This is a genomic window from Streptomyces sp. NPDC006516 (genome assembly GCF_040611875.1).
GTDB lineage: Bacteria > Actinomycetota > Actinomycetes > Streptomycetales > Streptomycetaceae > Streptomyces.
This window is the reverse complement of the sequence record NZ_JBEXPD010000018.1, coordinates 77,985-99,205: the sequence shown is the minus strand read 5'-3', so window position 1 is coordinate 99,205 and position 21,221 is coordinate 77,985. Positions and strand designations below refer to the sequence as shown.

The window sequence follows — 21,221 nt, the reverse complement described above, 5'->3', positions numbered from 1 at the left end:
AGGCATCTGTCATGTTCAAGGCAACCAGATCGGTAGCGGTCGGCTCGGCCGTCGCCGTGCTCCTCGTCTCGGCGTTCACCCTTTCCAGCGCCTCCGCCGCCACCGACGACAGTGGCAGGCACGGGGGAGCGGGCCACAGCGCGGCGCCGCAGACGCTCGGGAGCCTCGGTAAGAAGGCCGGCCTGCGCATCGGCACGGCCGTCAGCGCCACCGCCCTGGCCGAGGACGCGCCCTACCGGGCCAAGGTCGCGGGGGAGTTCACCTCCGTCACCGCCGAAAACGCCATGAAGTGGGAATCGGTCGAGCCGACGCGCGGCGCCTACGACTGGGCCGCCGCCGACGAACTCGTCGACTTCGCGAAGAAGAACCGGCAGCTGGTCCGCGGACACACCCTGGTCTGGCACAGCCAGCTTCCCGCCTGGCTGAACAACGGAGACTTCACCGCCGAGGAGCTCAGGGAGATCCTGCGCCGGCACATCACCGAGCAGGTCACCCACTTCAAGGGCGACATCTGGCAGTGGGACGTCGTCAACGAGGCCTTCAACGACGACGGCACGCTGCGGGACAGCATCTGGCTGCGGAAGCTCGGCCCCGGCTACATCGCCGACGCCTTCCGCTGGGCCCACGAGGCGGACCCCAAGGCCCGGCTGTTCATCAACGACTACAACATCGAGGGCGTCAACGCCAAGAGCACGGCCCTCTACGAGCTGGTCACCCAGCTGCGCAAGCAGCGCGTGCCGATCCACGGCGTCGGCATCCAGGGCCACCTGGGCGTCCAGTACAGCGCGCCGCACGACATCGCCGACAACATGCTGCGCTTCGACCGCCTCGGCCTGGAGACCGCCATCACCGAGGCGGACGTCCGGATGCCCATGCCGGCCGACAGCACCAAGCTCGAGGCCCAGGCCGAGGGTTACGGCGTTCTGCTGCGCGGCTGCCTCCTCACCCCGGGCTGCAACGACTTCACCGTCTGGGGCTTCACCGACACCTACTCCTGGGTGCCGGACACCTTCCCCGGCCAGGGCGCGGCCAACATCCTCGACGAGAACTACGCCCCCAAGCCCGCCTACGGCACCCTGCGCCAGACCCTGACGCTCGCCGCCGGCCGGCGCTGAACCACACCACAGGCACGGAAGAGGCGACGGAATGACGACGGACCTCCGGATCACCGGAGTGCGCATCACTCCGGTGGCCTTCCGGGACCCGGCACTGCTGAACGCGGTCGGCGTGCACGAACCCTTCGCCCTGCGGGCGGTCGTCGAGGTCGACACGGCCGGTGGCCTGGTCGGCCTCGGCGAGACCTACGCCGACGACGGGCACCTGCGCCGGCTGCGGGCCGCCGCCGACGCGATCACCGGCATGGACGTCCACGCCCTCGGGACCATGCACCGCAAGGTCGCCGAGGCGCTGGCGCACGACGACGGCCCGGAGGGTTCCGGGCTCACCGGAATGATCACCACCAGCAGCGCCGTCGACCGGGTCTTCTCCCCGTTCGAGGTGGCCTGCCTGGACATCCAGGGCAAGGCGGCCGGCCGGCCCGTCAGCGACCTGCTGGGAGGCGCCGTACGGGATTCCGTGCCGTTCAGCGCCTATCTCTTCTACAAGTGGGCCGGTCATCCCGGGGCGGACCCCGACGACTGGGGCGAGGCGCTGGACCCGGACGGCATCGTCGCCCAGGCCCGCCGCATGATCGCGGATCACGGCTTCTCGGCGATCAAGCTCAAGGGCGGCGTACGGCCTCCCGACGAGGAGATCCAGGCGGTGCTGGCCCTGCGGGACGCCTTCCCCGGCGTCCCGCTGCGGCTGGACCCCAACGCCGCCTGGAGCGTGGCCACCTCGATCGAGGTGGCCCGTCGCCTGGAGGGTGTCCTCGAATACCTGGAGGACCCCACGCCCGGTCTCGACGGGATGGCGGCGGTGGCGCGGGAAACCCCGATCCCGCTCGCCACCAACATGTGCGTCGTCGCCTTCGACCACCTCGCGCCCGCGGTCGAGCGGGGATCGGTCCAGGTCGTGCTCTCCGACCACCACTACTGGGGCGGCCTGCACCGCTCCAGACTCCTCTCCGGCATCTGCGACACCTTCGGCATGGGGCTCTCGATGCACTCCAACTCGCACCTCGGCATCAGCCTGGCCGCGATGACCCATCTCGCCGCAGCCACACCCAATCTGACGTACGCCTGCGACACCCACTGGCCGTGGAAGACCGAGGAGGTCGTCGTCCCCGGCGCGCTCACGTTCGCCGACGGCGCGGTCCGCGTACCCAGCGGCCCCGGGCTCGGTGTCGAACTGGACCGCGACGCCCTCGCCCGGCTCCACGAGCAGTACATCGTCTGCGGACTGCGGAACCGGGACGACACCGGCTACATGCGGCGGATCGACCCCTCCTACGAGAAGAAGACGCCCCGCTGGTGAATCCGCAGCCGGGGCCGGTTCCTGCCGGCGGCCCCGGCCACGTACGCACATCGAGGAGTTCTGATGGCCCCGGCAGTCTCTGCCGGCGCGGGGCGAACAGCCAGGCCAATACCTCGCCGAGCGCTACGACGTGCCCACCCGGCAGACCCTGGCCTGGAGCGGCGCCCTGCCCCGGACGACGGCGAGCAGGAGCGGGACCCGGCCCCGCGGTCCGCCGCCGCGCCCGGCGTCACCGACTGACGCCGTACGGACCGACCGAACAGCACAGGGGCACCCGCCCGTCCAATTTGTCATGTGTGTGAACAAAATGGAGAGCAGCATGGACAAGCGCACCAGCCGCAGAACGGTCCTCGGGGCCGGTCTCGGGTTCACGGCCCTGGCCGCGACACCGCTCGGCTCCCTGATGGGACTGGCCGGGGACGCCGTCGCGGCACCGGCCGACTCCGCCGGCTCCCCGCCGATCCGGCCCACCGACCCCGGCGCGTACATCTCCTTCACGCCCCGCTCCGGCGCCTTCCCGCTGGTCAGGTCCGGGAGAGCGGCGCCGATCGTGGTCAGCGACGAGGACCACGACGGTGTCGTCCGGGTGGCGGGGGACCTCCGGGACGACATCGAGCGCGTCACCGGCGTCCGTCCCGCGCTCTCGAAGGACGCCACACCCCGGGGCCGGGAGATCGTCCTCGTGGGCACAGTCGGCCGCAGCCCGCTGATCGACGGGCTGATCGCCGCGGGGAAGCTGAGGGTCTCGGGGGTCGCGGGTAAGTGGGAGACCAGCCTGCAGACCGTGGTCGAGAACCCGTTGCCCGGCGTGGACCGTGCTTTCGTCATCGCGGGAAGCGACCAGCGCGGCACGATCTTCGGTGCGTACGACGTCTCCCGTGGCATCGGTGTCTCGCCCTGGTACTGGTGGGCCGACGTCGCCCCGGTCCACCGCGACGCGCTGTACGTCCTGCCGGGTCTGCACAGCCAGGGCACCCCGGCCGTCAGATACCGCGGCTTCTTCATCAACGACGAGAACCCGGCGCTCGGCACCTGGGCACCCGCCTACTTCGGCCCGGGCAAGGCCCCCGGCTTCGAAGGCGGCTTCAACGCCGGCTTCTACGCCAAGATCTTCGAGGTGATGCTGCGCCTGAAGGCCAACTACCTGTGGCCTGCGGTCTGGGGCCGCGCTTTCGCCGAGGACGACCCGGAGAACCACGCCACAGCGAAGGCCTACGGCGTGGTCATGGGCACCTCGCACGAGGCGCCCATGATGCGGGGCATCGAGGAGTGGAACAGGCACGCCGTCGCCGCTGTGCGCGACAGCGCGGGGAACATCACCAAGCCGGGCCGCGACCCCTACGGAGGCACCGGCGAATGGTCCTTCCGCCGCAACGCCGAGGCCATCAAGGCCTATTGGCGTGAAGGGATCCGCCGTATGGCGGACCAGGACTTCGAGGGTGTCGTCACCCTCGGCATGCGGGGCAACGGCGACGTCAGCCTGCCGGACGGCGACGGCATCGAGCTGATGACCGAGATCATCGCCACCCAGCGCGCGATCCTCGCCGAGGAACTCGGCGCGGCGGACGCCGTCCCGCAGGTGTGGACCCTCTACAAGGAGGTCCAGCACTACTGGGACCGAGGACTGCGCGTCCCGGACGACATCACCGTCGTCCTCACCGACGACAACTGGGCCAACGTCCGCAAGCTGCCGGACCTGACGCACGACCCGCGCCGTGGCGGATACGGCCTCTACTACCACTTCGACTACGTCGGGGTGGGGCGCAACTACAAGTGGGTCGACACCGCCTCGCTCCCGAACCTGTGGGACCAGCTCCACCAGAGCGCGGCCTACGGCAACCACGGCCTCTGGGTCACCAACGTCGGCGACCTCAAGGGAAACGAACTGCCCACCCAGTTCTTCCTGGAATACGCGTGGGACCCCGAGCGGTGGCCTCTGGACGCGCTCCCGGAGTGGGAGGAGCGGTACGCCGCACAGAACTTCGGCGCGCGGCAGGCCGAGGAGATCGCGGAGATCCTGCGGACCTACGCCCGGCTGCAGTCCCGCCGCAAGCCCGAACTGCTCAACAGGAAGATCACCGTCGACCCGGCGAAGGACCCCGCGACTGACTCCTCCGCCATCGTCTACGACGACCGGGCCACGCCTTTCAGCATCGTCGACTACCGCGAGCTGGAGCGGGTCACCGAGGACTGGCGACGCCTCGACGCCGCCGCGGAGCGCGTCCGTCGGTCCCTGCCGGCATCCGCCCAGGACGCCTGGTACGAACTCGTCGGCTACGCCGTCCGGGCGACCGCCAACCTGTACGCGCTGCGGGAGGCCGAGTTCACGAACCTGCACTACGCGCCCCAGGGCCGCGCCCTGACCAACCAGCTCGCGGCCACCGCCGAGGCGGGCCTGGCCGAGGACTTCGCCCTCGCGCGGCGCTTCAACACCGAGGTGGCCGACGGCAAGTGGGAGGGCTTCCAGACCCAGCCGCACATCGGCTACGGGGATGTCGACCGCTACGGCCCCAACGCGCCGTGGCAGCAGCCCGAGTTGAACAACGTCGCGATCGCCGACGAGATCTTCCCCGCCGTGCGGCGCATCGAACTCCCTCGCAGGGCCGAGATGGGCGTCGCCGTCGACGGTTCCACCGCCTGGTGGCCGGCGGCAGGGGAGGACGGCACCGAGGCGGTGCTGCCGGTCTTCAGCCCCTACCAGAGCCAGCCCGCGCAGTACGTCGAGGTGTTCAACCGGGGCACCGAGCCGTTCGACTTCCGTATCCGTACGGGCGCCTCCTGGCTGATCGCGGACCGGACCCGCGGCCGGGTCGAGGCCCAGACCCGAGTCACCTTCCGGGTCGACTGGTCGCGCGCGCCGAAGGGGATCACACGCGTTCCCGTCACCGTCCACGGTCCCGGCGGCAGCGAGGTCGTGGTCACGGCCGTGGCCGACCGGCCCCGCCTGGAGCGTTCCCAGCTGAGGGGCTTCGTCGAGGCCAACGGGTACGTCTCCGTCGAGGCCGACCACTTCCACCGGGCGGTCGGCCGCACGGGCATCTCCTGGCGGCGTATCCCGGACATCGGCCGCACCGGATCGGGCATGGAGCCCTTCCCCGTCACCGCCGCGCGGCAGACCCCGGGTGGCGACGCACCGAGGCTGGAATACCGGGTCAGCCTCTTCACCACCGGGCCGGTCACGGTCTGGGCGTATCTGTCACCCCGCAACAACGCACTGGCCACCGACGGACTGACGTACGCGGTCTCCTTCGACGACGACGCCCCGCGTTCCGTGAACATCACCGAGGTCACCGGGTCCGACGACGGCACGATGAACGTCCAGTGGGCGCGCACGACCTCGGACAACGTCAACCGCACCAGCACCGTCCACCGGATCGACCGGCCAGGCGTGCACGTGCTCAAATTCTGGATGGTCGACCCGACCGTGGTACTCCAGAACCTCGTGGTGGACACCGGCGGCCTCAAGCCCAGCTATCTGGGCCCGCCGGAGAGTCTCCGGCTGAGCTGACCGGAGCGGGACGAGGAGGCGGCAGGATGAGCATCGAGATCCGGGACACCGAGGGGCGTGGCGCGAGGCTGGAGGTGGCCCCGGGGCCGGCGGAGGGGCCTCTCCAGGTCGGAATCCTGATCGAGAGCCCGTCCGCAGGCGCCTCCTGGTCCTGCTCGCCGGCCGCGGCCAGGGAACTGGCCGCGGCGCTCCTCGCGGCGGCGGCCGAAGCGGAGGCGAGGCGATCCGCGGAGCCCGTCACCGTGAAGGCGCGCGAGCTGCTGCGGGGCGACGTACGCGACGGGGACCGGCTCATGACGGTGGAGGCGGTCAGGACGGACGGGGCGAACGTCCAGGTCACCTGGGCATCGGGAGGCGGGCGCAGCTGGAGTCAGGTGTACGAGGCCGATGCCGACATCCGGCTCCGGAGCCGACGGGCCCCGGGGAGGTGAACCCAGCGGGTGAGGGGAGGCGGCCCGGGCGTCGCACGCGGGCTCGATAATTCGACGATCGACGTAGTACGGTGATTCTCGTAGTACGGTGATTCTCGTACGATGCTGTGGCCCGGGCGGACCGGGTCGCGGTGCCGCCCGTCGCTTTCCGAAACCGGAGCCCCCCTGTGAGCGCACTGTTCGAGCCCTGCACCCTGCGGTCGCTGACCTTCCCGAACCGCATCTGGATGGCCCCCATGTGCCAGTACAGCGCGGACGCGACCGGTCCCGACACCGGTGCGCCCAACGACTGGCACTTCGCCCACTACGCCTCCCGTGCCGTCGGCGGCACCGGACTCGTCCTCGTCGAGGCCACCGGCGTCAGCCCGGAGGGACGGATCAGCGCCGCCGACCTCGGCATCTGGAACGACCGGCAGGTGGAGGCGTTCCGGCGTATCACCCGCTTCCTCACCGCACACGGCGCCGTGCCCGGCATCCAGCTCGCCCACGCGGGGCGCAAGGCGTCGACCGGCCGCCCCTGGCAGGGCGGGGGTCCCGTCCCCGCCGACGCCCCGGAGGGCTGGCAGCCGGTCGCACCGAGCGCCCTCGCCTACGACGAGCACCACACGGTTCCCACCGAACTGTCCACCGACGACATCAAGGGCATCGTCCAGCAGTTCGCCGACGCCGCACGCCGGGCGCTCGACGCGGGGTTCCAGGTCGCCGAGGTCCACGGGGCACACGGCTACCTGATCGGCCAGTTCCTCTCCCCGGAGAGCAACCGCCGCACCGACGAGTACGGCGGCTCCTTCGAGAACCGCACGCGCTTCGCCCTGGAGGTCGTGGACGCCGTGCGCGCCGTGTGGCCCGAGGAGCTTCCCGTCTTCTTCCGCATCTCCGCCACCGACTGGCTGACCGAGAACCCGGAGGACCCGCGCGAGGGCTGGACCGCCGACGACACCGTCCGTTTCGCACGCGACCTGCTCGCCCACGGCGTGGACCTGCTCGACGTATCGTCCGGCGGACTCGCCCCCAGGGCGCTCATCCCCGTGGGGCCGGACTACCAGGTTCCCTTCGCCGAGCGGGTGCGCAAGGAGACGGGCCTCCCGGTGGCCGCCGTCGGGCTGATCACCGACCCCGTGCAGGCCGAGAAGATCCTCACCGAGGGCAGTGCGGACGCCGTCCTGCTCGGCCGCGAACTCCTGCGCGACCCCTACTTCGCCCGCAACGCCTCACGCGCGCTCGACGGCGACATCGAGATGCCCGAACCGTACGGCTACGCCGTGTGACGCCGCGTCTGTCGGTACGCTGAGCGGCGATGCCGACTCCTCAGGGCCCCACGCTGCGCGAACTGGCCGTACAAGCGCTGTCCTCGACCATGCGCGGATACGACCTGCTCGCCCCGAAGTTCGACCTGACGTACTACCGGACGCCTGACCGGGTGCTGGACGCCGTCACCGACGCCGTCCGGCCGCTCGGCCCCTTCCGCAGGGGCCTGGACGTCTGCTGCGGCACCGGTGCGGGTGTGGGCGTCCTGCGTGAGCTGTGCCAGGAGCGGGTCACGGGTGTCGATTTCAGCGCGGGCATGCTCGGTGTCGCCCGGTCCGCGCATCCCGGTACGGCCGGCGTACCGCCGGTGGACTGGGTGCGGGCCGACGCCCGCGCGCTCCCGTTCGCCCCTGTCTTCGATCTCGCCCTGAGCTTCGGGGCGTTCGGGCACTTCCTGCCGGAGGAGCGCCCGGTCCTGTTCGACCAGGTGTTCTCTTCGCTGCGGCCGGGGGGAATGTTCGTCTTCCCGGTGGGCGCGCCACCGGCGGTCGGCTCCCGGCCGTACTGGTCGCTGCTCGGCTTCGACGTGGCCATGCGGGTGCGCAACGCCCTGTGGCGCCCGCGGTTCGTCATGTACTACCGCACGTTCCCGCTCGCCGGGGTGGTGGACGACCTCGTACGCACCGGCTTCGAGGTGCGGCTGCTGCCCCTGGAGGAACTCGGCCGCAGGCCCGACGGAAGCCCCCGCGCCCGGCTCGTGATGGCGGCGCGTGGATAAAACTACGACAACTCTCGTACAATAGGGACCCCTGCAGGAAGTGGAGCCACCGTGACGTCGAACGCCCCTCGCGTGCTCGCCCATCCGGCGCGCGAGGAGATCCGCGTCGAGGGGGTGCTCCATGCCCTCTCGGACCCGGTCAGGCTCCGGATCGTGCGCCAGCTCGCGGGTGCGAGCGACGACCTGGCGTGCTCCCGCTTCGACCTTCCGGTCTCCAAGTCCACCACCACGCACCACTTCCGGGTCCTGCGTGAGAACGGCGTCATCACGCAGTTCTACCGTGGGACGGCCAAGCTGAGCTGTGTGCGTACGGAGGATCTGGACGCGCTCTTCCCGGGCCTGCTGGACAGCGTCCTCGGCGCTGCCGAACTCCAGAGCGCGCGGGTCGACGAGGCCTGAGGCGGCACGCCGCCCACGCCCGCTCGGCCCCGCTACGCGCCCGGCCGCGGGCCGTCGCCGCGGGCCGCGTCGAGCAGCCCCGGCCAGTCCGGGATCTTCACCTGCCCCCGGCCGAGCGACCGGCCCAGCGCCGACTCCGCACGCTCGATGGACAGCCAGCCGTCCCACTCCACGGGCCGCAGCCCTTCGGCCCGCAGGGCGGCCAGCGGATCGGGGGAGACCTCCCGGCCGACGAGCAGCGGCGCGTCCGCCAGCAGCGAGGCGGCCGTCTCCTTGGCGCACGACCTGTTCGAACCGATCACGCCGGTGGGCCCCCGCTTGATCCACCCGGCGACGTACTCCCCGAGGGACGTCGTACCGTCCCTGAGTACCCGGCCGCCCACGTGCGGTACCGTCCCGCGCGCCGGGTCGAAGGGCAGGCCGGGCAGCGGCGTCCCCCGGTAGCCCACCGCCCGCAGCACCAGCTGCGCCTCGATGTCCTCGTACGCTCCGGTGTCCCGTACACCCCCCGCGCCGTCCGGGGCCGTCCGCGCGAAGCGCACCCCTGCCACTCGCCCCTCCCGCTCCAGCAGTTCGACCGGGCGCAGGTAGAACCGCAGCCGGATGCGGCGGCGTTCCTCCTGGTCCGCGGGGGTGGGCTGCGGGACCGCCGCCCACCCCCGCAGCACTTCGAGATTGCGCCGGACCACGGCAGGCAGCGGGAGTACTCCAGGGGCGTCCGGGGGAGCGGCGCAGGCCGGATCGAGCGCGAGCTCCGCACCGTCCACGACGACGCACGCCCCCGGCAGGGCGCCGAGCTCGCGCAGTTCCTTGGTGGTGAACCGGGCCTGCGAGGGCCCGCGCCGGCCCACCATGTGCACCTCGCGCACGTGACTCGCCCCGAGTGCGTCGAGCGCGGCGTGCGGCACGTCGGTGCCCCGCAGCTCCGCCGCGCCACGGGCCAGGATCCGCGCCACGTCCACCGCGACGTTGCCGACGCCCACCACCACGGCGGAGCGGGCGCGGAGCGCGAAGCCCGCGGTGGCCGCGTCCGGATGAGCGCTGTACCAGGAGACGAACTCGGTGGCGGAGAAGCTGCCGGGCAGCCCCTCGCCGGGCACCGCGAGCGGCCGGTCGGCCGCCGCTCCGACGCAGTAGACCACCGCGTGGTAGAGCTCCTTCAGGCGCGCCGGTGACAGCCCGCCCTCGCCACCCACCTCGACATGACCGACGAAGGTGATCCGCTCGTCCTCCAGGACCGTCCGGAGACTGCTCTGCAGCGACTTGATCTTCCCGTGGTCGGGCGCCACCCCGTAACGCACGAGACCGTACGGGGTGGGGAGCCGGTCCAGCACATGGACGCGTACGTCCGGCACCCGTGACTGCTCCAGCAGGGCCTGGGCGGTGTAGACCCCGCTGGGACCCGAACCGACGACAGCGACACGGAGCACGGCGCACCTCTTCCCGCGGATGACTCCAGCATGGCACCGCCGTGCGGAAGCGGGGAGGAGGGCGGCCCCGGCAAGCAGGTGAGGTCTCTCAGGTCAGCAGTCCGCGCATCCGGTCGATCTCGACGGTCTGCTGGGCGACGACGTCGTTGGCCATCTCCTCCACCAGGACGTTGTTCCCGTCCGCCAGAGCCTCCGTCGCCATGGTCACCGCGCCCTGGTGGTGGGTGATCATCAATTCGAGGAAGAGCGTGTCGAAGGCCTTGCCACGGGCGGCACGCAGCTGCTCGATCTGCTTGTCGGTCGCCATGCCGGGCATCGCGGAATGGTCGTGCGTCTCCTCACGCTCGTCCCCTCCGTTGTTCTTCAGCCAGCCCTCCATGGCGCCGATCTCGGGTTTCTGACTCGCCGAGATGCGCTCCGCCAGCCGTACGACGGACGAGGAGGCCGCGCGGTCGGGGACGAGCGCGGTGAGCACGAGCGCCTGTTCGTGGTGCTCGATCATCATCCGGGTGTACCGGAAGTCGGCGGAGTTGGGCGTGTCGTCGCCGACCGCCTTCGCCGCCTCCTCGGCCGACAGGGTCCGGGCGGGTTCACCGGGCTTCCCGGGCGCCACGACCGAAGGCCCCTTGTCCGCACCGGCCTTCGCGCCGGCGTCGCCGCTGCCCGCGTCACAGCCCCCCAGGACGAGGGCAGCGGCGGCGAGCACGGCTGTCGATACGGCTGCGCGCCCGTGTGCGGTCCGACGATGGATCAACACAACTACCTCCATGGCCACATGAGTGTGTCGCAGACCGTCCTAACAGCTTCCACCGGCCGATGATCAAAAACTTTTATTACGTCTCTGTTGCCATCTGTTGGTGTGTACATGTGAGGGACGATACTGCCGGGGTCCAAGAACCGTTCGTCGACGGACGGATACAAGGGAGGACGCAGTGACCTCGTTGCACACCACCAGCGTGCGGCGCAGACGTCTGGGTGTGGCGGCAGCCGCGGCCGGGCTCATCGCCACGCTGTTCACGGCAGGACCCGCAGCCGCGACACCGGACCCGGGCGACACCGCCACCACCCGCAGCGGTGTTTCCGTGAGCGAGCAGGCCGAAGCACGCGCCGCCATCGAGAGCGGTGAGATACCCGGCGTGGACGAGATAGTCCACAGCGCCAACATCGAGCACGTGACGAACATCCCCAAGGACGCGCTCCAGGGGACCAACACGGACCTGGCCTTCCAGGGAACCTACGCCTACGCCGGAAACTACGACGGCTTCCGGATCTTCGACATCCGCAACCCGAAGAAGCCGAGGACCGTCGCGCAGGTCCTGTGCCCGGGCTCGCAGAACGACATCTCGGTCTCCGGGAACCTGCTGTTCCTGTCGACCGACTCCTCACGCAGCGACAACTCCTGTGCCAGCACCACCCAGCCGGCCACGGAGAAGTCCTCCTGGGAGGGCATGAAGGTCTTCGACATCAGCGACAAGCGCAATCCGAAGTACGTCGCCGCCGTCGAGACCGCCTGTGGTTCACACACCCACACGATCATTCCGGACCGCAAGAACGTCTACGTCTACGTCTCGTCGTACTCGCCCAACGAGACGTTCCCGGACTGCCAGCCGCCGCACGACGGCATCTCCGTCATCAAGGTGCCGCGCAGCGCTCCCGAGGACTCCCGGATCGTCAACTTCCCGGTCCTCTTCCCGGACGGCGGCAACCCCGGTGCCCCGACCAACCCCGGAGTCTCGAAGACCACCGGATGCCACGACATCACCGTCCTGCCGTCGAAGGACCTGGCAGCCGGGGCGTGCATGGGTGACGGCCTGCTCTTCTCCATCAAGGACCCGGAGAACCCGAAGATCATCGACCGGGTCCAGGACAACGTGAACTTCGCGTTCTGGCACTCGGCGACCTTCAACCAGCGCGCCGACAAGGTCGTGTTCACCGATGAGCTCGGCGGCGGTGGCGCGGCGACCTGCAACGACGAGATCGGCCCGAACCGCGGTGCCGACGGCGTCTACGACATCACGGGCAAGGGCGACAACCGCAAGCTCGTCTTCCGCAGCTACTTCAAGATCGACCGTCCGCAGGCGGACACCGAGGTGTGCGTCGCGCACAACGGCTCGATCATCCCGGTCAAGGGCCGCGACCTGATGGTCCAGGCCTGGTACCAGGGTGGCGTCTCCGTGTGGGACTTCACCGACTCCTCGAAGCCGAAGGAGATCGCGTACTTCGAGCGCGGTCCCGTCTCGACGGCCGCTGTCACCACGGCCGGCCCGTGGTCGGCGTACTACTACAACGGCTACATCTACTCCAACGACATCGCCAAGGGGTTCGACGTCCTGAAGATCGACGACCGGCGGACCGACCCGGCCAAGAAGGTGCGGCTGAAGGAACTCAACGTCCAGACGCAGCCGGACTACTTCGACCGCTGATCCACCGCTCACCGAGCTCGTGACGACGTGCCCCGCCGGGCGGATCCCGCCCGGCGGGGCACGTCTATCCGATTGACCCGTGGGCGGCACGGGGACATGCTGTACCCCTGATTCCGGCGATGCGGGGGATCGCCGGAATCAGGGGTACAGCCGCGCGCCGGGCTCAGGCGGCAGGCCGCACGCTCGTGCCCGCGGCGGTGGCCCACTCCACCAGCAGACGCTGATACCGCGTCTCCTCGTCCGGGGACAGCAGACCGCCCGAGCGCTGCCACAGGTCGCGAATCTCTTCGTTGACGACGGAGGCGGGGCGCACGGTGACGGACGTGTTCGGATACGGGGACATGTGCACCAAACTAAACCCCCCGCGCCGGTCCGGTCTCCATCCAGGACAGGGACATCCCTCACACCGTCCACCGGAATTCTTCACGCACCGCCTCCGGCCCGCGCCTCTCCCACGCGTTCCACCAGGCCGAGCGACCGGAGCCCGTCCGGCCGGTCCGCCACTGGCAGGTGGTCCACGAAACGCACCTCACAGCCCACCGCGCCCGCGCCGGCGTCCGCATGCCGGTCGTCGCCGACCATCACCACATCCGCCGGATCGTGCCCCAGCAGCCCGCAGGCCCTGAGGAACAGCCGGGGATCGGGCTTCTGGACCCCGTGCTCGTAAGACAGGACGTACGCGTCGACCAACTCGTCCAGGCCGTGCGCGCGGAAGACGGGACGCAGGTCCCAGCCGATGTTGCTGACGACACCTATCGCTGCGCCCTTGTGACGCAGCCCTCGCAGCACCTCGGCCGCGTCGGGGTACGGCTGCCAGGCGGCCGGGTCCATATGGCGTTCGTACAGCGCGTCGTAGAGGCCGGGGTCCGGCAGCGCGACCCGGCGGGCCGCACCGGTGTACGCCTGCCTGTGCAGCAGCGCGCTGCGGTCGCGAACCGCCCACGCGGCGGCCAGGGACGCGGGAACCTCCTCCGGGGCCGGACCTCCTGGGAGTGCTCCGGCGGCCGTCAGCAGACGCACGTGACGCTCGAAGTCCTCCGGTGCCACCGGGACGCCCCGGGCGTCCAGAACGGCCCGCAGCCACGCTGTGACGGACTCGATCCGGAAGAGCGTCCCTGAGAAGTCGAAAAGTACACCCCTGATCGGCATGGACCGATCATCGTGGCTCCGTCCGAGGCCCTACAAGGGCGCGTCCGCGCCGCCGGGCGCACGCCTCCCCGTGTACGCGGTGTACGCGGCGACGGAGAGCGCGACCACGGCGCCTCCCATCAGCACTCCGCCCAGCACGTCGGTCATCCAGTGCACGCCCAGGTAGAGGCGCGTCAGGGCGACACCGGCCACGGAGAGCAGCGCGAGCGCCAGGGAGCCCCACCACACAGGGGCCTGTGCGCCGTGCAGGCGCAGCAGCCACATCAGGAGCCCGCAGGTCACCGCCGCCGTCATGGCGTGGCCCGAAGGGAAGGCCGCGTAGTTCGCCGAGTCGACCGGATCGGGCCACCGTGGACGCTCCCGGCCCACGGCCGCCTTGAGGCCCTGCTGCAGGAGCGTGGCGAACAGACTGGTCGCGGCGACCCACCCGGCGAGCAGACGCGCACCGCGCCACCACAGGACGGCCGCGGTCACGGCGGTCAGGGCCCGCATCGTCCAGGGGTCCCACACCCAGTCCGTGAGCACCCGGTTGACGTGGACCAGCCCTGGTTCGTTCACGGCGTCGCGGTGCAGCGCGTCGGCCAGCCCGCTGTCGAGCGACATCAGGGGCGACCAGCGCACCACGACCAGGACGAGCAGGACGAGGGACAGGGCGGCGCAGACGAGGCCCGTCAGGAGGAAGGGTGCTCGGGCGCGCGGGGCTCGGGAGGGGGAGTGCATGCGGATGATCCTCGCGGACGACCCGCACGGAACGTCAACCCAGGGCGCTGAGTCCCGGGACGAACGCCACCAGTAGCGGAACGACGGGTACCAGCGCGGCGGCGGCCGTCAGGCGCAGGCGCCGGCCGGCGGTGAGCCGTTCCCCCGGCGCGAGAAGGCGGTTCACCCTGAGCGGCACCTGTGCGCCAGGAGTGGGGCACGGACCGAAAACGCCCCGGTCCTCGTTGAGTTCGACCAGGGCGAGGGCGATAGTGAGGCGGCCGAAGCGCCGTGACGCCACGTCGTCCGCGGCCAGTTCGACGAGACGGTGCATCTCGTCGCGGAACGCCGCGAACACGGGAACCTGCGGGAACCCGGACGCGAGCGCGCCCGAGCAGTGCAGGAGCCAGTCGTGGCGGGCCTGCGCGTGCCCCTGTTCGTGCGCCAGCACGGCATCGAGCTGACGCCCCTTCAGCCGCCCGAGCGCTGCGGTGGTGATGACCAGTTGAGGGGCAGCCCCCGGCAGCCACCACGCGTCCGGGCGTTCGCCCTCCAGCACCACGAGGCGGCCACTGCCGGGTTCCTCACCGGGCATCAGCGGGGAACGGACGAGCAGTTCACGCCGTCGCCGCCTGCGGCGGCTCCGGGCCCGGTGGATCTCCCGCACGAGCATGGCGGCGGTCCACACGCCACCGAGCGCCAGCAGCACCGCGATGACAGCCGACCACGGTCCGTACGCGCCCAGGGCGTAGGCCTCGACCACGGCATGCGGTGCGGGCGCGAAGACGTGGCCGCGTACCGCCTGCCAGGCGGCCGCCGCGCTGAGGGTCATGGAGAGCCCGAACGACAGCAGGACCCCCGCCACCACGCACTGCCAGACCCAGAGGGCCACGACCGGCTCGCGCTCCGGCCATCGGGCCCTCGCCATCAGGCTGGGGGCCACCAGGGCGGCCATGGCGCCGAGCAGCAGCAGCGCGAGGGAGACCAACATGGCGTCAGCCTATGAGCGCCGCGCAGTTCACCGATATGGCCACGCACGCCAAGTGACGTACGCCACGGTGCGCCGGGCCTGTTGTCTCACAAGGTGAGCAGCATGGCGAACATGGCCATGCCCATCGTCAGCCTGCACGCCAGGGCCATCTCGGGCAGCGCGCCCCAGGCCGCACGTCGCGCGCCGCCGAGAGTCCCCCCGCCGGCCGTCGCGCCGGCGGGGCCGGCCGCCGGTATGAGACGTCCCGCCGAGCGCAGGACGTAGACCGCGTAGTAGGCCAGCAGTGCGCCGGTGAGGGTGGGGACGCCTCCGGCGGTTCCGGCCGCCCCCGCTCCGTGTGACAGGTGGGCTCCGGCGTGCGCCGCCCCGGGAGCCATCGTCACGGCCATGTAGACCATGGCGAGCGAGCCCACCAGATGGTGCCAGTGATGGCCGCCGCCCCTGGACGCCTGGACCAGCGCGCGCAGTGAGGCGCCGCCGAAGACGAGCGCGTACACCGCCCAGGTCCACTCAGGAGGCCTGAGCAGGGCGGCGGGCACCGCCATCGCGGCCATCCCGAATCCCATCACGGCCTCCGCGCGTGCCGCGCGGCGTTCCCGCTCGGGTCCGTCGCGGGTCCGCAGGAGGCAGTACGCCCCCGTGATCCCGCACAACACCATGAGCAGCCAGCCGGACAGCGCCGGTCCGTGCACGGTGCACCCCCCTACGACGAATGACGCCGGTGTCGTCCCATCGATGCCCCGATCCGGCTGCGCCTACCGGGGCGCATTGGGGTACTGGGGGAGCGCGGCAGGGCCTGCGGGGGGCGGCCGGGGCCGCGTTAGTCTCGGACAGCACCCTCGGCAGCACCCCGAGCACGCCTGGCACATCTACCGGAGAACGCCACATGGACATCGCACCGGCCTCGGCCCTCGTACACCTGACCTTCCGCGACGCGACCGAGGCGGATGTCCCGGTCCTGGTGGGGCTCGTCGAGTCCGCCTACCGAGGGGACGCGAGCCGGGCCGGGTGGACCACCGAGGCGGACATCCTCCAGGGGCAGCGGACCGACGCGGCGGGGGTGCGCGAGGTGCTCGCGGCACCTTCCGGGCGGGTTCTCGTCGCCGAGCGGGACGGCGAGCCGGTCGCCTGCTGCCAGCTCGAACACCGGGGAGACGCCGCGTACTTCGGCATGTTCGCGGTCAGGCCGGAGCTGCAGGGGGCCGGTCTGGGCAAGGTGATCATCGCCGAGGCGGAGCGCACCGCACGCGCGGACTGGGGGGTCCGGCAGATGCACATGACGGTGATCTCGGTCCGCGAGGAGCTGATCGCCTGGTACGAGCGCCGGGGCTACCGCCGCACGGGAGAGCTGACGCCCTTCCCGTACGGCGACGAGCGCTTCGGGATCCCGCAGCGCGACGACCTCGCGTTCGAGCTGCTGGTGAAGGACCTGTAGGGCCCGGCTCCCGGGGCGGCGCTGCCGGCGAGGCCGCGGGGGCCCTCAGGCCGTGAGGCAGCCTGCTGGGGCCCTCAGGCCGTGAAGCGGCCCGCCCGGCGGATCTCCGGATGGTCGGTCGTCGCGCCGTCCAGGCCCAGGGCGCGCGCGAGACGCAGGTGGTCCTGCGTGTTCACCACCCAGCCGAGCACCTTCAGGCCCTCGGTATGCGCCTGCTCCACCACCTCCAGGGTGAGCCGGCGGATGTTGAGCGCGAGCGTCGCCGCACCGACCGCCTTCGCCCGCTCCACCACGTCGCTCTCCCAGCGGCTGGCGATGAGCACCGTCCGCACACCCGGAACCAGCTGCGCGATCTCGGCGACCGCCTCGTCGTGGAACGAGGACACCTCGACGCGGCCGACCAGATCGCGTCGCAGCATGACCTCGGCCAGCGCCCGGGCCGCGGCGACATCCTTGATCTCGGCCTGGAGAGGGGAGCCGATCGCGTCGAGGACCTCCTCGAAGACGGGAACGCGCTCGCCCTGCCCGGCGTCGAGCTCACGCAGCTCCGCCAGGGTCTTCTCCGAGATGAGTCCCCGGCCGTTCGTCGTGCGCTCCACGTCGGCGTCGTGCATGACGGCGAGCGCGCCGTCCTTGCTCAGATGCAGATCCAGCTCGACGGCGTCCATGCCGGCCTGCTCCGCGCGTGCGAACGAGCGCAGCGTGTTCTCCGGCTCGACACCCATGACCCCGCGATGTCCGATGGTGAGAAAAGTCAAGGCACTCCTGCTTCCGTCCGTCGTCCTCGCCCCGCGTGCGGCTTCTGCCCCCAGGGAAGCAGTTCCCGCGCGCCGGGCGGGGTCTGCGCCGCCAGTCCGGCGGAAGAAGTTGTCGCATGGATGTGTGACAGGAAAAATAACGGTGACCATGGGGGGATGGCAGGATATTTTTCTGTCCCCCACTTGTCTGAAGGAACCGCACGTGGATACGGTTGCCTGACGCGAGGTTCTCCCGTGAAGGAAGTGTTATGACGGAAATTCTTGAGCATGCGACCGCCACCGGCGCGATAGCTGCTGCCCAGCGGGTCGTGGAGCATCCGGCCTGGCCCTCGCTCAAGAGTGCCGTCGAAGAGCTCCGCCCCTGGCAGTCCAAGGACGGCTCCATCGACTTCACGGCCGAGGGCGCCCCCACCCCCGCCGCGGCCGGCGCCGTCATCACGCGCGTGATCTCCGCGGTCGAGCAGCTCTCCCCGCTGCTCCCGCACGACGAGGCCTACCACCGCGCGCTCGTCGCGGATCTGCGCCGCTGGGCCGCCGACGGCTTCGGCGTCCCGGACTTCCTGGACTCCCTGCTCGCCTTCCAGCCCGCCCGGAACCGCGCCGACGGTCTCCAGCACCTGGTCGTCTTCGCGATGTACACCCAGAACGGCAATCCGGACCGGAACCTCGAAGCCGTCGTGCTGCGGATGGTCTGGCCCGAGTGGCTCGCCGACCTGGAAGCGACGCGCTACGACAACCCGTTGTTCTGCGGCATCACCTTCGAGGACTTCACCTCGGGTTACGACACCAATTCGGCCGTCCTCTTCCCCGAGACCATCGCCGTGCGCGAGGCGCCCGAGCGCTTCAGCTGGGGCGGGATCTTCTGTGACCGTGAGGCCGCGCGCTTCCGCCGCGTGACCGAGGCCTCCGTCGAACTGCTGGGCGTCGATCTGCCCGACGACATCCGCGAGATGATCGGCGACCAGGAGCGCTGCGAACAGGCCTTCGTGCTCTGGGACATGGTCCACGACCGCACCCACAGCCACGGTGACCTGCCGTTCGACCCCTTCATGATCAAGCAGCGCCAGCCGTTCTGGATGTACGGGCTGGAGGAGCTGCGCTGCGACCTCACCGCCTTCAAGGAGGCCGTGAAGCTGGAGGCCGACGGCTTCGGCCAGGGCCGCGACGTGCAGTTCGCGGTGCTCTTCGACCGCATGTTCCGCTTCCCTGTCACCGGTGAGCGCGTACGGAACTACGACGGTCTCGGCGGTCAGCTCCTCTTCGCCTACCTCCACAAGCACGATGTCGTCCGCTGGACCGACAACACGCTCAAGATCGACTGGGAGCGTGCCCCGCAGGTCACCAACCAGCTCTGCGGAGAGATCGAGAAGCTCTACCGCGACGGCATCGACCGCCCCAAGCTCGTGCACTGGTTCGCGGCGTACGACCTGGTCGCGACCTATCTCGCACCCCACCCCGGCTCCCGCTGGGCCAAGGGTCCGGAGGCCCTGGACCTGAATCAACCGCCTCGCAAGCTCGTCGACGACGTGCTTCCGGACGAGTTTCCCCTGAGCATGTTCTATGAGGCGCTCTCGAAGAAACTGAAGCATGTGATCGCCTCCACCAAGGGGATCACTGCGGCGGATGCCGGGCGGGCAGCTGCGTGAGCGCGCGTTCTGAGGAGGCGGTGGCGATGAACGGAACAGGCAGTGCCGACAGCGGTGCGCTCGACGGTGCGGTGATCGCGGTGGCCGGAGCGGCGGGGCCTGCGGGCCGTGCCACCTTGCTCAGGCTCGCCGAGGCGGGCGCGACCGTGGTCGCCTCCGACGCCAATCCCGAGCGGCTCGTCGAAGCGGTCGACGCGGCGCGCTACGCCCATGGGGGAGCCACCGTCACCGGGGACACGGTGGACCTGCTCGATCTGGCGGCCACCCGGGACTGGGTCGTCAAGACCGAGAAGGAGTTCGGCCGCATCGACGGCCTGGTCCACCTGGTGGGCGGCTGGCGTGGCAGCGCGGGCTTCGCGGACACCAGCCTCGCCGACTGGGATTTCCTCGAGAAGCTGCTGGTCCGCACCGTCCAGTCGACGTCGCTGGCGTTCCAGGAGGTCCTCCAGCGCAGCGACCGGGGCCGCTACGTACTGATCAGCGCGGCCGGGGCGAGCAGCCCCACGGCGGGCAACGCCGCGTACGCGGCCTCCAAGGCCGCCGCCGAGGCCTGGACCCTCGCCCTCGCGGACTCCTTCCGCAAGGCGGGGGGCGACGCGGGCCCGACGGCTGCTGCTGCGATCCTGGTCGTCAAGGCACTGGTGCACGACGCGATGCGCGCCGAGCGCCCGAATGCGAAGTTCGCGGGCTTCACGGACGTCCAGGAGCTGGCCGAGGCCATCGCCGGAGTCTGGGACGAGCCCGCCGGAGAAGTGAACGGAAAGCGTCTGTGGCTGACCCCGCAACCGTAAAGACCGATGCGCGACGTCATCACGATCCGCAGGTACGCGGCTTCGCGAGCGACAACTACGCGGGCGCGCACCCCGAGGTTCTCGCGGCCCTCGCCCTCGCCAACGAGGGCCATCAGGTCGCGTACGGCGAGGACGACTACACCGGGCACCTCCAGCGGGTCATGCACAGCCACTTCGGTCCCACGGCCGAGGCCTTCCCGGTCTTCAACGGGACGGGGGCCAACGTCGTCGCACTCCAGGCGCTGACCGACCGCTGGGGCGCGGTGATCTGCGCCGAGTCCGCGCACATCAACGTGGACGAGGGCGGGGCGCCGGAGCGGGTGGGCGGGCTGAAGCTGCTCACCGTCCCGACCCCGGACGGCAAGCTGACGCCGGAGCTCATCGACCGCCAGGCGTACGGCTGGGACGACGAGCACCGGGCGATGCCGCAGGTCGTCTCGATCACCCAGAACACCGAGCTCGGCACCGTCTACACGCCCGCCGAGATCCGTGACATCTGCGACCACGCCCACGAGCGCGGCATGAAGGTGCACCTCGACGGTGCCCGCATAGCCAACGCCGCCGCGTCGCTGGACGTGCCGATGCGCACGTTCACCAACACGGTCGGCGTCGACGTCCTCTCGTTCGGCGGCACCAAGAACGGCGCGCTCTTCGGCGAGGCCGTGATCGTCCTGAACCCGGACTCCGTCCGGGCGATGAAGCATCTGCGCAAGCTGTCGATGCAGCTCGCCTCGAAGATGCGCTTCGTCTCGGTCCAGCTGGAGGCACTGCTCGCGCGCGACCTCTGGCTGCGCAACGCCCGCCACTCCAACGCCATGGCACAGCGTCTGGCCGAGGGGGTGCGCGCGGTGGACGGCGTGGAGATCCTCTATCCCGTGCAGGCGAACGCCGTCTTCGCCCGGCTGCCCCACGAGGTGTCGGAGCGCCTGCAGAAGCGCTTCCGCTTCTACTTCTGGGACGAGACGGCGGGAGACGTCCGCTGGATGTGCGCCTTCGACACCCGCGAGGAGGACGTGGACTCCTTCGTGCTGGCGCTCAAGGAGGAGATGGCCAGGCAGTAGCGGCACGGACGAGCGGCCGACCGGATGCATCCGGTCGGCCGCTCGTCCCTTTCCTCCGC

20 protein-coding genes are annotated in these 21,221 nt (G+C 70.7%); 12 read left to right on the top strand and 8 right to left on the bottom strand.

Annotation, left to right across the window (positions count from 1 at the left end; genetic code table 11):
* The first annotated feature begins 11 nt into the window (after positions 1 to 11).
* The 7 genes from ABZY45_RS32330 (at position 12) to ABZY45_RS32300 (ending at position 8,779) form a co-directional block, all read left to right on the top strand.
* Positions 12 to 1,115 carry an endo-1,4-beta-xylanase gene (locus tag ABZY45_RS32330; RefSeq protein ID WP_356745810.1) on the top strand — a complete coding sequence of 368 codons (1,104 nt, stop codon included), beginning with the start codon at positions 12 to 14 and terminating at the stop codon, positions 1,113 to 1,115.
* A 31-nt stretch (positions 1,116 to 1,146) separates the two neighbouring features.
* Positions 1,147 to 2,415, top strand: coding sequence for a glucarate dehydratase family protein (locus tag ABZY45_RS32325; protein ID WP_356745809.1), 1,269 nt, complete (start codon positions 1,147 to 1,149; stop codon positions 2,413 to 2,415).
* 319 nt (positions 2,416 to 2,734) lie between these two features.
* Positions 2,735 to 5,923, top strand: a complete 3,189-nt coding sequence (locus ABZY45_RS32320; protein WP_356745808.1) for a glycosyl hydrolase 115 family protein — start codon at positions 2,735 to 2,737, stop codon at positions 5,921 to 5,923.
* A gap of 26 nt (positions 5,924 to 5,949) precedes the next feature.
* Positions 5,950 to 6,354 carry a hypothetical protein gene (locus tag ABZY45_RS32315; RefSeq protein ID WP_356745807.1) on the top strand — a complete coding sequence of 135 codons (405 nt, stop codon included), beginning with the start codon at positions 5,950 to 5,952 and terminating at the stop codon, positions 6,352 to 6,354.
* Positions 6,355 to 6,521: 167 nt separating this feature from the next.
* Positions 6,522 to 7,622: an NADH:flavin oxidoreductase/NADH oxidase gene (locus ABZY45_RS32310; protein ID WP_356745806.1), complete on the top strand. Its 1,101-nt coding sequence runs from the start codon at positions 6,522 to 6,524 to the stop codon at positions 7,620 to 7,622.
* Between the two features lie 29 nt (positions 7,623 to 7,651).
* Positions 7,652 to 8,380, top strand: a complete 729-nt coding sequence (locus tag ABZY45_RS32305; RefSeq protein WP_356745805.1) for a class I SAM-dependent methyltransferase — start codon at positions 7,652 to 7,654, stop codon at positions 8,378 to 8,380.
* Between the two features lie 51 nt (positions 8,381 to 8,431).
* Positions 8,432 to 8,779, top strand: a complete 348-nt coding sequence (locus ABZY45_RS32300) for a helix-turn-helix transcriptional regulator (protein ID WP_356745804.1) — start codon at positions 8,432 to 8,434, stop codon at positions 8,777 to 8,779.
* A gap of 32 nt (positions 8,780 to 8,811) precedes the next feature.
* On the opposite strand, the gene ABZY45_RS32295 is transcribed toward ABZY45_RS32300, so the two are convergent.
* A complete protein-coding gene (locus ABZY45_RS32295; protein WP_356745803.1) occupies positions 8,812 to 10,209 on the bottom strand; it encodes an FAD-dependent oxidoreductase in 1,398 nt (465 codons plus the stop codon).
* An 88-nt stretch (positions 10,210 to 10,297) separates the two neighbouring features.
* Complete coding sequence (locus ABZY45_RS32290; protein ID WP_356745801.1) at positions 10,298 to 10,978, bottom strand: DUF305 domain-containing protein; 681 nt, start codon at positions 10,976 to 10,978, stop codon at positions 10,298 to 10,300.
* Between the two features lie 163 nt (positions 10,979 to 11,141).
* Here ABZY45_RS32290 and ABZY45_RS32285 point away from each other — a divergent pair, with 163 nt between their 5' ends.
* Positions 11,142 to 12,632 (top strand): hypothetical protein, encoded by a 1,491-nt coding sequence (locus ABZY45_RS32285; protein ID WP_356745800.1) that lies wholly within the window; start codon positions 11,142 to 11,144, stop codon positions 12,630 to 12,632.
* 163 nt (positions 12,633 to 12,795) lie between these two features.
* On the opposite strand, the gene ABZY45_RS32280 is transcribed toward ABZY45_RS32285, so the two are convergent.
* From ABZY45_RS32280 to ABZY45_RS32260, 5 genes are all read right to left on the bottom strand, one after another.
* Complete coding sequence (locus ABZY45_RS32280; protein ID WP_356745799.1) at positions 12,796 to 12,975, bottom strand: hypothetical protein; 180 nt, start codon at positions 12,973 to 12,975, stop codon at positions 12,796 to 12,798.
* Positions 12,976 to 13,055: 80 nt separating this feature from the next.
* Positions 13,056 to 13,781, bottom strand: coding sequence for an HAD-IA family hydrolase (locus tag ABZY45_RS32275; protein ID WP_356745798.1), 726 nt, complete (start codon positions 13,779 to 13,781; stop codon positions 13,056 to 13,058).
* A 30-nt stretch (positions 13,782 to 13,811) separates the two neighbouring features.
* A complete protein-coding gene (locus ABZY45_RS32270; RefSeq protein WP_356745797.1) occupies positions 13,812 to 14,501 on the bottom strand; it encodes a phosphatase PAP2 family protein in 690 nt (229 codons plus the stop codon).
* Between the two features lie 34 nt (positions 14,502 to 14,535).
* Complete coding sequence (locus ABZY45_RS32265; RefSeq protein WP_356745796.1) at positions 14,536 to 15,471, bottom strand: M56 family metallopeptidase; 936 nt, start codon at positions 15,469 to 15,471, stop codon at positions 14,536 to 14,538.
* A gap of 86 nt (positions 15,472 to 15,557) precedes the next feature.
* The gene (locus ABZY45_RS32260) at positions 15,558 to 16,163 is read right to left on the bottom strand and encodes a DUF5134 domain-containing protein (RefSeq protein ID WP_356745795.1); all 606 of its coding nucleotides are present in this window, start codon (positions 16,161 to 16,163) and stop codon (positions 15,558 to 15,560) included.
* A 194-nt stretch (positions 16,164 to 16,357) separates the two neighbouring features.
* Between ABZY45_RS32260 and ABZY45_RS32255 the strand changes: the two genes are divergently transcribed.
* The gene (locus ABZY45_RS32255; RefSeq protein WP_356745794.1) at positions 16,358 to 16,906 is read left to right on the top strand and encodes a GNAT family N-acetyltransferase; all 549 of its coding nucleotides are present in this window, start codon (positions 16,358 to 16,360) and stop codon (positions 16,904 to 16,906) included.
* Positions 16,907 to 16,980: 74 nt separating this feature from the next.
* On the opposite strand, the gene ABZY45_RS32250 is transcribed toward ABZY45_RS32255, so the two are convergent.
* Positions 16,981 to 17,631, bottom strand: coding sequence for a glycerophosphodiester phosphodiesterase family protein (locus ABZY45_RS32250; RefSeq protein ID WP_356745835.1), 651 nt, complete (start codon positions 17,629 to 17,631; stop codon positions 16,981 to 16,983).
* A gap of 281 nt (positions 17,632 to 17,912) precedes the next feature.
* Between ABZY45_RS32250 and ABZY45_RS32245 the strand changes: the two genes are divergently transcribed.
* The 3 genes from ABZY45_RS32245 to ABZY45_RS32235 are packed head-to-tail and all read left to right on the top strand — an operon-like array spanning position 17,913 to position 21,162.
* Positions 17,913 to 19,310: a DUF6421 family protein gene (locus ABZY45_RS32245; RefSeq protein ID WP_356745793.1), complete on the top strand. Its 1,398-nt coding sequence runs from the start codon at positions 17,913 to 17,915 to the stop codon at positions 19,308 to 19,310.
* Positions 19,311 to 19,336: 26 nt separating this feature from the next.
* Positions 19,337 to 20,101, top strand: coding sequence for an SDR family oxidoreductase (locus ABZY45_RS32240; protein ID WP_356745792.1), 765 nt, complete (start codon positions 19,337 to 19,339; stop codon positions 20,099 to 20,101).
* Positions 20,080 to 21,162: a low specificity L-threonine aldolase gene (locus ABZY45_RS32235; protein ID WP_356745791.1), complete on the top strand. Its 1,083-nt coding sequence runs from the start codon at positions 20,080 to 20,082 to the stop codon at positions 21,160 to 21,162. The genes ABZY45_RS32240 and ABZY45_RS32235 overlap by 22 nt, the downstream gene beginning before the upstream one ends.
* Positions 21,163 to 21,221: the final 59 nt, after the last annotated feature.